Here is a 13,392-nt window from a genome sequence, read left to right on the forward strand (position 1 = left end):
ACGGCGAAGTGTTCACTGCGTATAACAATCTTTGATATATGCGCTTACTTTGGCTATAATGGAAGCTAGAGAATGATAAAAAGCCGTTTTTTACGGCTTTTTATATTGTTCTTCTCTAGCAGCACTTCCCTACAGGAGGACGAATAAATGAATGTAATTAAAATTTCGCCGCGTGGCTATTGCTATGGCGTTGTGGATGCAATGGTCATTGCTAAAAATGCCGCACTTGATAAAAACTTGCCACGCCCAATTTATATATTAGGTATGATTGTGCACAACAAGCACGTGACAGATGCCTTCGAAGAAGATGGGATCTACACACTGGACGGACCAAACCGCATGGACATTTTAAAGCAGGTTGAAAGCGGAACAGTCATTTTCACCGCTCACGGCGTTTCACCTGAGGTTCGTCAAATTGCAGAAGAAAAAGGCCTTATCACCATTGATGCAACCTGTCCCGATGTAACGAAAACACATGAACTCATTTCAGAGAAAACAGCCGATGGATATGACATTATTTATATTGGGAAAAAGGGTCATCCTGAGCCAGAGGGAGCTGTCGGAGTAGCTCCTGACAAGGTGCATCTTGTCGAAACAGAAGCCGACATTGAGGCGCTCGATTTAACATCAGATAAACTGCTCATCACCAATCAGACGACGATGTCTCAGTGGGATGTTCACGATCTAATGGAGCTGATTAAAGAGAAATACCCTCACGTCGAGTACCATCAAGAAATTTGTCTTGCGACACAGGTACGTCAGGAAGCTGTTTCCGAGCAAGCTGGCCAAGCTGATCTTACCATTGTTGTCGGCGATCCAAAAAGTAATAACTCCAACCGTCTGGCACAAGTGTCCATGGAGATTGCTGGAACGCAGGCTTACCGTATTGGTGACCTAAGTGAGCTCAAGCTGGAGTGGCTGCAAGGCGTAAATACCGTTGCCGTTACGGCTGGTGCTTCAACACCAACACCTATTACAAAGGAAGTCATACGTTTCTTAGAAAACTACGAGCCGGATGATGAAGCAACTTGGAAGATTGAACGGTCGGTTCCTCTTTCGAAAATACTACCGCGCGTGAAAACAAAGAAATAAAGAAAACGTCAGAGCATAGCAGCTCTGACGTTTTTTTGTTTACATAAATTGAAATGGGTTTGTGTTCGATTCAGAAACAAAGAGCTGTACATCATACTTTTTATCTGAACATAGCGATTGAAGCTTCGCCTTTACGCCCTCTTTCATAATCTTTTCTGCATAATGCCCTGGGTCCACTACGTTCAGCCCGAGCATCATGGCATCATGGGCGACATGGAAATAAAGATCCCCTGTCACATACACATCAGCACCCATTCTTTTCGCTTGATGAATGTATTTATTTCCGTCTCCGCCAAGCACAGCCACTTTTTTCACAACAGCGTCCTGATCACCTACAAAGCGAGCACCATTTACATCCAGCTTTGTCTTCACAAATCGTGTAAAATCTCCAAGGGTCATAGGCTCTCTTAGCTCCCCTATACGGCCAAGGCCTTTTTGAATTGGAGGAAGATCTGTCGTGTGTACACTATAAGCGACTTCTTCATAAGGGTGTGCTTTGATCATTTCACGAATCACTTGTTTTTCTATACTTGCCGGGAAAATGGTTTCAATCCGCACTTCTTTGACAAATTCCAATTGACCGCTCTCACCAATGAACGGATCCGCATCTTCTGATGGCAAAAAGCTGCCTGTCCCCTCATTTGAAAACGCGCAATGGCTGTAGTTGCCAATATGGCCTGCGCCCGCATTTCCTAAAGCTGTACGGATGGCTTCTTCAAATTCCTGCGGGACATACAGGGCAAGCTGTTTGATTTGATCTTCATATGTCGGGACTAACACACTTGTTTCTTCAAGCTCTAAAGCCTCCGCAAGCAAGTCATTGACTCCTCCATCAGCCACATCTAAATTCGTATGTGCCACATATACCGCAATATCATGTTTGATGCATTTCTCAATGATCCGTCCAGCTGGCTGATCTGTCGCTACATGTTTTAACGGACGAAAGATCGGTGGATGGTGAGCAATAATGAGATCCACATTTCTTTCGATCGCCTCATCTACCACATTCTCTAATACATCCAAGGTGATCATGACATTGTTTACCTTTTTATTTAACGTCCCAATCTGGAGACCGATTTTGTCACCTTCTACGGCATACGCCTTTGGTGAAAATTGTTCAAATAATTGGATGATTTCATGTCCGTTTACTGTTTTAGCCAACAGTCAAAACCTCCTTTAGAATCTTTATTTTTACATGCAGCTCTTCAAGGCGCTCCTTATTCTCTTCTGCCCGCGCTGCCTGCTGAATTTGACTTTCTATTTTCTCCATATGCTGAAGCTCTTGCATCCACTTGCGCCGGAAGACGTCGTTTTGCTCTTTCGCAAGAAACGGACCAACTAGCATGCCTGTTTCAATCGACATCCCTTCATAGGCTTTATCTTTGTCGCCTTTTTCTGCGATCATGATTTCGTATATTTTGCCATCCTCTTCTAAAATGACTTCATCCATCAATTCATACCCCTCTTGATAGAGCCATAAACGAATGTGGTGAGCATGGATATTTGGCTGAAGAATGAGCCTCTCATGGCCTGCGAGCTTATGCTTGCCGTCATTTAAAATGCTTGCGATGAGTGCTCCGCCCATACCTGCAATCGTGATAGCATTCACTTCGCCCTTTTCAATAACTTCAAGGCCATTACCTTTTCTGACCGAGATCTGGTCATCTAATTCAAGTCTATGTACTTGCTGCTTCGCCGATTGAAGCGGTCCCTCTGTAATTTCACCAGCAATGGCTTTTACTGCTTTTTGATGCAGGATCGCATAGCATGGCAAATAGGCATGATCTGAGCCGATATCAGCAAAGACGGCCTCATGTGGTAAAAAGTCTGCGACTCTTTTTAATCGTTTTGATAAATTCATTTCATTCATACGTATCACTACTTTTCTTTAATGTTCATACTTGTCTATCTTATATAAATTATGGACTTTTTAAAAGTCGTTTTCAAATGAAAAAAGCTCTTCTGATGAAAAAGAGCTTTTTGCGTAACATTATTTAATTTTGGATACCCATTCCGACATTTCATCGAGCTTTTCATTCGGGATCAGCCCGCCTGGCATCCCGTTGCCGCCTTCTTGAATTTTCTTCTTGATGTCTGCCACTTCAAGCTTGTCTCCAACGCCTTTTAATGCAGGACCTGCGCCGCCTTCATAGTTTTCCCCGTGACAGCTCAAACAGTTTTGCTTATACAATTCTTCCGGCGTCGCATTCGCTGTCTCTTCTTGTTTTTGCTCCTCGCCTCCAGAGGCGATTTTGTCTTCATCTTTCAACCCCTTCATTGATAAGAAAAAAGTGAGTCCAATACCTAAAATGGCAATCAATAAGAATGGTATAAGTGGATTCCGTTTCATTTCTTTCATCCTCCCCTTTGTGAAAACCCCTTTGAGACTATGCAAACAATTCTAATTCTACTTTAATTTTACAAAAAGTAAACGAATTATGATACAAAACTTTGGTCAAGTTCACAGATTAGACAAAAATGATGCAAGATGAGAAATGAAGACTTCAGCACATTTTGATGTATTTTTTATACATCTTTTCTCTAAGAACGTTGCAAATTCATTTGTTATTCAGTAAAATATAATCAGATTGAAAAAAGCGTTTTCATTTTTGATGAAGAAAGAACGGATCTCTTTCAAGATCCGTCCAGTTTCTACTCTAAGAAGTCTTTTAATCGTTTACTTCTGCTTGGGTGTCTTAATTTACGCAGAGCTTTCGCTTCAATTTGGCGGATACGCTCTCTTGTGACGCCGAACACCTTTCCAACCTCTTCTAACGTACGTGTTCTTCCGTCATCTAGTCCGAAGCGTAGTCTCAGTACATTTTCTTCACGGTCCGTTAGCGTGTCTAATACATCTTCAAGCTGCTCTTTTAACAATTCGTATGCAGCATGGTCAGATGGAGATGTCGCCTCTTGGTCTTCAATAAAATCACCAAGATGCGAGTCATCTTCTTCACCAATAGGTGTTTCTAAAGATACAGGCTCTTGCGCAATTTTAAGAATTTCTCTTACCTTTTCTGGAGTTAAATCCATGTCTTCAGCAATTTCCTCTGGCGTTGGTTCTCTGCCTAGGTCTTGCAGAAGCTGTCTTTGAACACGGATCAATTTATTAATGGTTTCCACCATATGAACCGGGATCCTGATTGTTCTGGCCTGATCGGCAATCGCACGCGTGATCGCCTGTCTAATCCACCAGGTTGCATATGTTGAGAATTTGTATCCTTTGCGGTAATCAAACTTCTCAACTGCCTTCATAAGACCCATGTTTCCTTCTTGAATCAAGTCAAGGAACAGCATACCACGACCGACGTAGCGTTTCGCGATGCTGACAACGAGACGAAGGTTTGCTTCCGCTAATCTTCTTTTTGATTCCTCATCGCCTTCTTCGATCTTTTGAGCATACGTAATTTCTTCTTTAGCAGATAACAAATTGACGCGTCCGATTTCTTTTAAGTACATACGAACAGGATCATTAATTTTGACACCTGGTGGTACGCTTAAATCATTCAGGTCAAATTCCTCTTCTGCTTTAGCCAGCTGCTGAACATTTGGGTCTTCTGTCTCTTCGTTTTCACTGATGAGCTCTACACCCTGTTCGCCTAAGTATTCATAGTATTCATCCATTTGGTCTGATTCAATTTCAAAGCTAGACATACGCTCTGCAATTTCTTCGTATGTTAAAACGCCCCGTTTTTTACCCGTTTCAGTGAGCTTATCTCTCACCTGTTCAAAGGTTAATTCAGTTTCGGTTTCGTGGGCTTGTTTATCAGCCATTATGGATCCCTCCTTCCAAAGCTTGCAACGAATTCTAAAGTAACTTGCGATTTGCTTTCGCTCTGCTTTTCTCTCTTTATCAAACAGATGAGCAAATAGGAATAAAATAAATAATGATGAAGGCAAGATGCTTGCGGTCTTATGCTCCTCCCGTAAAGGATTCATTGCCAGCCGTAAGTCTTGTCATAAATATTAGACGTATTACTTCAGCGAACGGTTCAACTGAATAATTTCTTTTGCAAGTGTTGCCGCTTTGAAGAAATCTTTTTGCCTCTCCGCTTCTGCACGTTCTAGTTCTTTTTCCTTTATCATTGACAAATTCCGATGATTCAACACTTTTTTTACATAATCACTTAATTCAGCTTCACTTAGTTCGTCTCCAACTTGAATCATGAATATATCCGTCAGAAGCTGATTGATAATATCATCTTCTATACGGTTCATCAGATGCTGGGGCGTTGGTTCTTTCCCTTCTTCATACAAAGCATAAATGTACGTGGCCAGCGCCCTGTGAGAATCTATATTAAATTCAATCCCTACTCTGTCAAGTACTTTTCGGATCACGTCATCACTTTTTAACATATGAGCAAGCAGCATTCGCTCTGCATTTTCATATGCTGGCCGCAGACGCTTTCTTCTTACCTGTGTTGACAGATGTGCACGCCGTTTTTCAAGCCCGCTTTCTTCCTGTGTGCTTTTGGCTTCTTGCCGCTGCTGTTTTTCAAAGAGCTCCAGTTGTTCTTTTAATGAATTAAGTGAGATCGAGAACTCTCCAGCAAGCTGTTTCATGTAAATCTCTTGTTCCAAGGAACCGTTTAACCGGCTAATTTCTCGGAGTACCTGCTTCATATAAGTAAGCCGGTCTCCTTCGTCAGATAAATTCTTTCCCCTACGGAAAAAGTTCATCTTAAAAGTCATTAATGTCACACTTGCATCTATGATGTCATTCCTAAATTTCTCGCCGCCATATTTACGAATGTAATCATCTGGATCAAGTCCATCTGGTATCATGGCAACGCGAACTTTACATCCTCTTTTTCCAAGCAAATCTGATGCTTTCATGGTGGCTTCATAACCGGCCGTGTCAGAGTCATAGCAAAGAATGATCTCTTCTACGTTACGTCTGAGAAGTTTTACGTGCTCTTCTGTTAGAGACGTACCCATTGTTGCAACACTTTCGCCGACACCTGATGTGACAGCTGAAATGACGTCAGCAAATCCTTCGAAAAGAACCGCCCGTTCGCGTTTTCGTATATGCATACGCGCGTCATGAAAGTGATAAAGCAGCTTACTTTTATGAAAAAGTGGCGTTTCAGGACTATTCATATACTTAGGCTGCTGATCACCAAGCGATCTTCCGGAAAAAGCGACAACTGTCCCATGATGATCATGAATGGGAAACATCACACGATCCCTAAAGCGGTCAAAAAAGCCTGTTCCGTTTTCACGTTGAATCAAAAGACCAGCCTTCTCCATCATCACAGGATCAAACCCTCGTTTTTCTAAAAACTTGGTCACGAAATCCCAAGAGTCAAGAGCATATCCGATCTCAAACTTGGCAATTGTTTCATCCGTAAAGCCTCTCGCCCGTAAATAATTGAGTGCGTTTTGACCTTCCTTTGTATTTACCAGCAAATGGTGGTAAAATTTCTTAAGAAGCTCATGCGCTTCAATCATTTTATGATCTGCAGTGTCCTCTTGCTGTGAGGAGCTGACCTGAGCATTTGCTACATGATCAGGCAAATCAATATGGTACTTATCAGCAACATGTGAAACGGCTTCAATAAATGAGTAGCCTTCCATTTGTCTGAGGAACGAAAATACATTACCTCCTGCACCACAGCCAAAACAATGGAAGATTTGCTTATCTGCTGAAACAGAGAATGAAGGAGTATTTTCACCATGGAATGGACAAAGACCGAAGTAATTTCGACCTTGCTTTCTAAGCTGTACGTATTCTCCAATCACTTCGACAATGTCTGCGTTTTTTTGGATTTGCTCCAAAAGTTCATCTGGTATACGTTTGCTCATCCTATAACACTCCGTCGTACATTATTCGCCTTTTAATTCAAAAATCCTTCATGATTCGACAGGATTTTTTGTAGCTGCGCAATAAATCGCTTTTTATCCTCTTCTAAAAGCTTTTTGGGACCTTTTCCATATACACCTTTTCTTCGCTGTTTACTGGAAACATGTCTGCGTTCCAAATCAAAATCAATTGTTTCGTTTGTGTACATCCGTCCTCTTTCAGACAGTACAATGACCTGTCTTGGAAGCAGTAAGGAGGCAAGACCAATGTCTTGGGTGACGACAATATCATGCGCGGCAGCTGAGTTCGCAATGACTAAATCCGCTGCTTCCTTATGTGTATCTACAAACCGCCAATCTTCAAGTGGAGATCTTTTGGTTTGAAAATGCTCATATGAAGCAATGAACATCACAGGTACTTGAAATTGAGATGCGACAGAAAGGATTTCGTCTTTTACAGGACAAGCATCTGCATCGACATAAATCGTCCTCTCTTGTTTATGTTCATTCAGGTGACTAATTCTCCATCCCTCCACCTTATTCCTGCTTTAGAGAAGCAAAAAGACCATACTTTCCCCCCATATAGCAAACAACAGTAAAACTCATTTTGTCGAAAAGTTATGTTCAGAATCACTTGACTTCTGCCAATATTAGTTTATTCGTTCTTGACTTAACTTAAACCTAAAATCAATCATTTTATCACAATTTTTTATTATAATACAAATGCAGCAAATATGCCATTGTTTTTGTTTACCCGTTTCCCACCATAGGAAAAACCCAGGAGGAGCATCCTGAGTTTATTCGGAACCTCTTTTGGTCAGCATTTGATGAATGACATTTGCCGTTTCCTCAACTGCTTTATTCGATACATCAACGACTTGACAGTTAATGCGGTCCACCACTTTTTCAAAATACTCTAGTTCTTCTTTAATCCGCTCAATGTTCGCATAAATTGCGCGATCATTTAAACCTAGAGATTTCAAACGCTCTTTACGAATATGATTTAGTTTGTCTGGACTGATTTTTAGACCGATGCATTTTTTTGGATCAACTGAAAATAACTCCTCTGGCGGATCTACTTCAGGAACAATTGGAACGTTCGCTACCTTCAGCCGTTTATGCGCCAAGTATTGAGATAATGGTGTCTTAGATGTACGTGATACACCGATGAGCACAATATCAGCCTTTAGAATGCCTCTTGGGTCTCTGCCGTCATCATACTTCACTGCGAACTCAATGGCTTCAACCTTTTTAAAATAGTCCTCATCTAATTGACGTACACGCCCCGGCTCATGTTTCGCTTCATTTCCATAAGCAGTCTCCATTTTATCGATGAGTGGTCCGATGATGTCATAATAAACGACTCCGTTTGCTTCTGCCTCTTCAATTAAGAATTGGCGCATTTCTGGCACAACAAGAGTAAAGCAGACGATTCCGTTATCTGCTTTCGCCAGTGAAATGACTTCTTTAATCGTACCGACATCCTCTACATACGGAATTCTTCTAATATTTGAATGGTCTGATGAGCCGCCATCAAATTGGCTAAGTGCCGCTTTGACCACGAGCTCTGCCGTTTCTCCTACTGAATCTGATACCACAAAAATTACGCGATTACTCATAACATCCCCTCGCAGTCTTCTGTCATTAGATTATTTCATTCTCCGATAAGCTAACAAGTATTTTCGTCATGTTTGTTTTCGTAATTCTGCCGACCACTTCAAAGCCTTTATCCGTATCTTTTATAACAGGAAGTGCATCTATCTGCTTTTCAATCAAGTGCTTCGCCACATCCATAATAAAATCTTCCTTGCGGCATACGGTGATGTTCGGCATTCTTGTCATAATAATATGGACAGGGATAGATGGAAGCTCCTGTTTTCCAATACTTGCGCGAAGGAGGTCTTTCCTTGACAACACGCCTGTTAAAATAGAGTGATCATCCACAACGAATAATGTGCCCACATCCTCTAAAAACATCGTACAAATCGCATCATAAACTGAAACATTCTCATGTATCACCACTGGAATGGATTGAAAATCTTTTACTTGAAGTTTTTTCAGCTTATCTGCTAGAAGCTGCGTGCCTGTTTTTCCTGTGAAAAAGTAGCCGACCCTTGGTCTTGCTTCTAAAAAGCCTGACATCGTTAATATGGCTAAATCCGGTCTGAGGGTCGCCCTAGTTAAGTTCAGCCGATCGGCGATATGCTCTCCAGTGATCGGACCATTCTCTTTGACAATCTGTAAAATCTGCTCTTGCCGTTTATTTAACTCGATTGTACTCACCACCTTTAAATAGAGAGAGCGAATCTTTACTTTATGTATATCATTTTCATAACTCATCATATTATAGCGCATCTTTGTCCGAATGAAACAAAAATCCACTCAAAAACCGTGAATTAAATGAGTAAAAAACGATTGCCCTTCGAAAAAGGCAACCGTTCTTAAGTATTTATTTTACAATTAAATTGTTCATATTCGCAAATGATTGAATGACTTTGGCTAGTTTGACCATTTGCGCCAAACGATTTTGCTTCAGCTTTTCATCATCCGCATGTACCATTGTGTGATCGAAATAATGAACAATCGGTGTTTTTAACGTATCTAGCGCCTCAAGTGCTGCGCTGTATTGCCCTGCTGCTACATGTTCCTTGACAGCTGTCTCTACTTGTTGATACGCCTCATATAGCTTTTGCTCATGCTCATTTTCAAACAGCTCAGGCTGAATCTCTGCATCTTCCCCTTTTTTACTGATTGAAATGACGCGTCCTAATGCTTCTGCCGTTTCTTTGAAGCTTTCTTGTTTCACGCTCTCTTCAAGAACAGCTGCTTTTTTCACGACTGCATAAGGTTCAATATTTTCAACATCCAGCACTGCATCCACAACATCATGACGGATATGCTCTGCTTGGAGGACATATTTTAAACGGTGTGTCAAAAATTCAATCAGAGCAGCTTCATGTTCTGCTTCTACTTGAGCAAGTGCCAAAAGCTCTTTAAATGAAATATTCCAATGACGATCGAGCAGGATTTGAACGATACCGCTCGCTTGTCTTCTCAGTCCATAAGGGTCTTGAGAGCCTGTTGGAATGACATCAATTGAGAAGAAGGAACAAATAGAATCCAGCTTATCTGCTACTGCCACAATCGCACCAATCAAAGTGGAGGGCGCCTCATCACCGGCAAAGCGCGGCATATAGTGCTCGTTGATGCTCTTTGCCACTTCTTCATGTTCGCCAAGTGCTTTTGCATATTTCTCGCCCATGATTCCTTGTAATTCTGGGAATTCATAGACCATTTGAGTCACAAGATCAAACTTCGAAATACTTGCTGCTCTTGCCACTCGTTTTGTCGTTTCGTCATCTGCACCGACATGCGCTGCTAGACGGGTCGCAATGTCTGTCACTCTTTTTAGCTTGTCGCCAATTGTGCCAAGTTTCTCATGAAATACAACTTTATCAAGCTTCTTAATATTGTCATCAATGACTAGTTTTTCGTCTTCTTTATAGAAGAATGCAGCATCTGATAAACGTGCACGAAGTACTTTTTCGTTCCCTCTTGCGACATTTTCAAGCGCCTCACTGTTTCCATTTCTGACCGTAATAAAGTGCGGCAATAATTCCCCTTGCTCATTTTTCACAGGGAAGTAGCGCTGATGCTCTTTCATTGTGGTCACTAATACTTCTTCCGGCAATGCAAGGAATTCTTCTTCAAAGGAACCAGAAAGCACCGTTGGATATTCTACAAGATCGTTGACTTCTTCTAGAAGCTCAGGATCAACAGGAATGACCCAGCCTTTTTCTGAAGATAGAGCATTTAGCTGCTTAGTAATGGATTGTTTTCTTTTATCTGAATCTGCAATGACAAATTGACCGCGCAATGTTTGCTCATAAGAAGCAGGCGAGTCGATGGTGGCTGCCCTACCAAGGAAACGGTGTCCTCTTGTCTCACGGCCGCTTTTCACCCCAGCAATTTCAACAGGTACAATCTCCTCTCCAAATAAACAAACAATCCATTTAATCGGACGGATATAGCGTAAATCTTTGCTTCCCCATCTCATGTTCTTTGGAAAACTTAATGAGGCGGCGATCTCACCTAACGCTGGCAGAAGGTCTTTGACTTGCTTTCCTTCTTGAAACTTTTGGACATGAACGTAGTCCACTCCTTTGATCTCTTTAAAATAGAGATCAGCTGTTGAGGCACCTTGTCCGCGGGCAAAGCCTTCTGCTGCTTTTGTCCAATTGCCTTCTGCATCTTTCGCAATCTTTTTAGCTGGGCCTTTTGCTTCTTCTTTGATGTCTTCTTGTTTTTCTGCGACACCTTTCACGAGTACAGCAAGACGTCTTGGTGAGTTGAATAAAGCAACATCTTCAAATGAAATATTTTGCGTTTCAAACCATGCTTTTACTTTCTCACCTAGCTGCTTTGTGCTTTCCGGCATGAAACGAGCCGGCATCTCTTCTAAGCCAATTTCGAGTAATACATCTTGTTTATTCATGAGAAGCCGCCTCCTCTTTTAGCATAGGGAATCCCAATTTTTCTCGTTCTTCATAATATGTTTTGGCTACTTTTCTGGCTAACTGGCGCACTCTTCCGATATAGCCAGTTCGCTCGGTAACAGAAATCGCGCCCTTTGCATCGAGCAGGTTAAACGTATGAGAGCATTTGAGCACATAATCGTATGCTGGGTGAACAAGCCCTTTGTCCATTTGGCTATGCGCTTCCTTCTCATAGGTCGTAAATAACTCAAACAGCATGTCAGTATTAGATGTTTCAAATGTATAAACAGAGTGCTCATATTCAGCCATTAAGAATAAATCTCTGACTGTAAACCCGTCTGTCCATTCAAGATCGAAGACATTTTCTTTGTCCTGGATGTAGGAAGCAAGACGTTCAATACCGTATGTGATTTCAACGGAAACAGGCTTACATTCTAAGCCGCCGACTTGCTGGAAATACGTGAATTGTGTAATTTCCATCCCATCAAGCCATACTTCCCAGCCAAGTCCTGCACAGCCAAGAGATGGGTTTTCCCAGTTGTCTTCCACAAAACGAATATCATGTTTCAGCGGGTCAATACCAAGTGCTTTCAATGATTCAAGATACAGTTCTTGAATATTGTCAGGTGACGGCTTAATGATCACTTGAAATTGATGATGCTGATACAATCTATTTGGGTTTTCTCCATATCTGCCATCAGCCGGGCGTCTTGAAGGCTCTACATATGCTACCTTCCACGGCTCTGGGCCAATGCTTCGCAGGAACGTGTATGGACTCATCGTTCCGGCACCTTTTTCTGTGTCATACGCCTGCATTAATACGCAGCCTTCATTTGACCAATGCTTTTGCAGCGTCAAAATCATGTCTTGAATATTCAATGATCGCACCTCCATCTTTTCTACACCATCCGCTATGATATGGCGGGTGGGGATGAGAACCCCGCAAGAGAACACAAAAACTCCCGTCTCTATGCTCGCAAGGCTCCTTGCAAACATAGGGACGAGAGTTTTTCCCGCGGTTCCACCCTATTTGCTGGTGTCGTAGCATCCAGCCGCTTTGTTTTACGTTGCTCAAGAATGCCTTTCGTTACGCCTCCATCCTTAGCTCACACCGCCCTAAGGTCGCTTTTAATGAATTCTGCGTAAGTACTTCTTTCTGTCAATGCAACATATTTTATCTTAGATGATCTTACAAAAAGTCATGGGAGATGTCAACTTTTGTTTTCCCCGCCCATTAGCTTTTTCATGGATTCCATCTGATTCATGAATTTTTTTGATTTCAAATAAAGGCCTGAATACTCGTCATAGTAGTGATCGAGCACTTGACGAATTTCTTGTTTCGTCTGCGGTTTCACATCAACCTGACCGAGCCTTGATAAATCAAAATAATGAAATAAACGGAGCAGCCTTGCAGCTGCTGGGGATAAGGGCAGTTTATACGGATCTTTAGAAAAGCAATTTTGGCAAATGAAGCCGTTATCTCTAATAGAGAAATGAAACTGCCCTTCTTTTTTACCACAATGGACACATTGATCAAGTTCAGGCTTCATTCCCATTACTGATAACATTTTGACCTCTACGATAAATAAGATAATATCAGCATCTGTGCCTTCATTCAGATGACGCAGAGATTGAAGCAGGAGCTCAAACAAATAAGGGTTTGGCTTTTTTTCTTCTGTGCCTTTATCGAGTAACTCTGTCATATATGCGGCATATGCGGTCAAAAATAAATCCTCCCGAATGGTTCGCATACTTTCAATCATTTCGCCTTGCTGGAGCGTTCCAAGTCCTGTTGATGATTGGATCAGGAAGGTTCCGTATAAAAACGGCTGGCTTATGGCTGACAGGCGGCTGTTTGATTTTTTTGCACCTCTTGCCATCACGCCAATTTTCCCATGTTCTCTAGTGAGCAGCGTGACAATTTTGTTTGTTTCGCCATAATCTGTTGTTCTAAGGACGATTCCTTCACTTTTAATGAGCATTTGTCTACACTCCGAGCATT

At 41.8% G+C, this 13,392-nt stretch carries 12 protein-coding genes; 1 reads left to right on the top strand and 11 read right to left on the bottom strand.

Annotated features, from left to right (window positions below; genetic code table 11):
* The first annotated feature begins 147 nt into the window (after positions 1-147).
* Positions 148-1,092, top strand: coding sequence for a 4-hydroxy-3-methylbut-2-enyl diphosphate reductase (locus tag MKZ03_RS11220; RefSeq protein WP_034661333.1), 945 nt, complete (start codon positions 148-150; stop codon positions 1,090-1,092).
* A gap of 39 nt (positions 1,093-1,131) precedes the next feature.
* Here the strand turns inward: MKZ03_RS11220 and MKZ03_RS11225 are convergent, their stop codons facing one another.
* The 11 genes from MKZ03_RS11225 to recO all read right to left on the bottom strand — a co-directional run bounded on the left by MKZ03_RS11225 (position 1,132) and on the right by recO (position 13,372).
* Positions 1,132-2,253: a Nif3-like dinuclear metal center hexameric protein gene (locus tag MKZ03_RS11225; RefSeq protein ID WP_060596667.1), complete on the bottom strand. Its 1,122-nt coding sequence runs from the start codon at positions 2,251-2,253 to the stop codon at positions 1,132-1,134.
* Entirely contained in the window at positions 2,246-2,962 is a 717-nt protein-coding gene (locus MKZ03_RS11230) for a tRNA (adenine(22)-N(1))-methyltransferase (protein WP_106030984.1), read from the bottom strand. Before MKZ03_RS11230 ends, MKZ03_RS11225 begins: the two co-directional genes overlap by 8 nt.
* Before the next feature lie 120 nt (positions 2,963-3,082).
* On the bottom strand, positions 3,083-3,442 hold the full coding sequence (gene cccA / locus MKZ03_RS11235) for a cytochrome c550 (RefSeq protein ID WP_003217503.1): 360 nt from the start codon (positions 3,440-3,442) through the stop codon (positions 3,083-3,085).
* Positions 3,443-3,744: 302 nt separating this feature from the next.
* Entirely contained in the window at positions 3,745-4,866 is a 1,122-nt protein-coding gene (rpoD, locus tag MKZ03_RS11240; protein WP_008342392.1) for an RNA polymerase sigma factor RpoD, read from the bottom strand.
* A gap of 201 nt (positions 4,867-5,067) precedes the next feature.
* Positions 5,068-6,897 (bottom strand): DNA primase, encoded by a 1,830-nt coding sequence (gene dnaG, locus MKZ03_RS11245; RefSeq protein ID WP_341031839.1) that lies wholly within the window; start codon positions 6,895-6,897, stop codon positions 5,068-5,070.
* A 32-nt stretch (positions 6,898-6,929) separates the two neighbouring features.
* Positions 6,930-7,430, bottom strand: coding sequence for a YaiI/YqxD family protein (locus MKZ03_RS11250; protein WP_106042432.1), 501 nt, complete (start codon positions 7,428-7,430; stop codon positions 6,930-6,932).
* 261 nt (positions 7,431-7,691) lie between these two features.
* Entirely contained in the window at positions 7,692-8,513 is an 822-nt protein-coding gene (locus MKZ03_RS11255; protein ID WP_008342399.1) for a pyruvate, water dikinase regulatory protein, read from the bottom strand.
* Between the two features lie 25 nt (positions 8,514-8,538).
* On the bottom strand, positions 8,539-9,177 hold the full coding sequence (locus MKZ03_RS11260) for a helix-turn-helix transcriptional regulator (RefSeq protein WP_024423017.1): 639 nt from the start codon (positions 9,175-9,177) through the stop codon (positions 8,539-8,541).
* A gap of 166 nt (positions 9,178-9,343) precedes the next feature.
* The gene (glyS, locus tag MKZ03_RS11265; protein WP_334749766.1) at positions 9,344-11,389 is read right to left on the bottom strand and encodes a glycine--tRNA ligase subunit beta; all 2,046 of its coding nucleotides are present in this window, start codon (positions 11,387-11,389) and stop codon (positions 9,344-9,346) included.
* Entirely contained in the window at positions 11,382-12,269 is an 888-nt protein-coding gene (glyQ, locus tag MKZ03_RS11270) for a glycine--tRNA ligase subunit alpha (protein ID WP_012010611.1), read from the bottom strand. The genes glyS and glyQ overlap by 8 nt, the downstream gene beginning before the upstream one ends.
* A gap of 332 nt (positions 12,270-12,601) precedes the next feature.
* A complete protein-coding gene (gene recO, locus MKZ03_RS11275) occupies positions 12,602-13,372 on the bottom strand; it encodes a DNA repair protein RecO (protein ID WP_334749769.1) in 771 nt (256 codons plus the stop codon).
* Positions 13,373-13,392: the final 20 nt, after the last annotated feature.

It is taken from the genome of Bacillus sp. FSL R5-0431 (assembly GCF_038002985.1).
Classification (GTDB): domain Bacteria; phylum Bacillota; class Bacilli; order Bacillales; family Bacillaceae; genus Bacillus.

What these genes read in the sequence shown, in the direction of transcription:
- MKZ03_RS11220 (WP_034661333.1), top strand. Translation starts at nt 148, where the DNA reads ATGAATGTAATTAAAATTTCGCCGCGTGGCTATTGCTATGGCGTTGTG.
- MKZ03_RS11230 (WP_106030984.1), bottom strand. Translation starts at nt 2,962, where the DNA reads ATGAATGAAATGAATTTATCAAAACGATTAAAAAGAGTCGCAGACTTT.
- cccA (WP_003217503.1), bottom strand. Translation starts at nt 3,442, where the DNA reads ATGAAACGGAATCCACTTATACCATTCTTATTGATTGCCATTTTAGGT.
- rpoD (WP_008342392.1), bottom strand. Translation starts at nt 4,866, where the DNA reads ATGGCTGATAAACAAGCCCACGAAACCGAAACTGAATTAACCTTTGAA.
- dnaG (WP_341031839.1), bottom strand. Translation starts at nt 6,897, where the DNA reads ATGAGCAAACGTATACCAGATGAACTTTTGGAGCAAATCCAAAAAAAC.
- MKZ03_RS11255 (WP_008342399.1), bottom strand. Translation starts at nt 8,513, where the DNA reads ATGAGTAATCGCGTAATTTTTGTGGTATCAGATTCAGTAGGAGAAACG.
- glyS (WP_334749766.1), bottom strand. Translation starts at nt 11,389, where the DNA reads ATGAATAAACAAGATGTATTACTCGAAATTGGCTTAGAAGAGATGCCG.
- recO (WP_334749769.1), bottom strand. Translation starts at nt 13,372, where the DNA reads ATGCTCATTAAAAGTGAAGGAATCGTCCTTAGAACAACAGATTATGGC.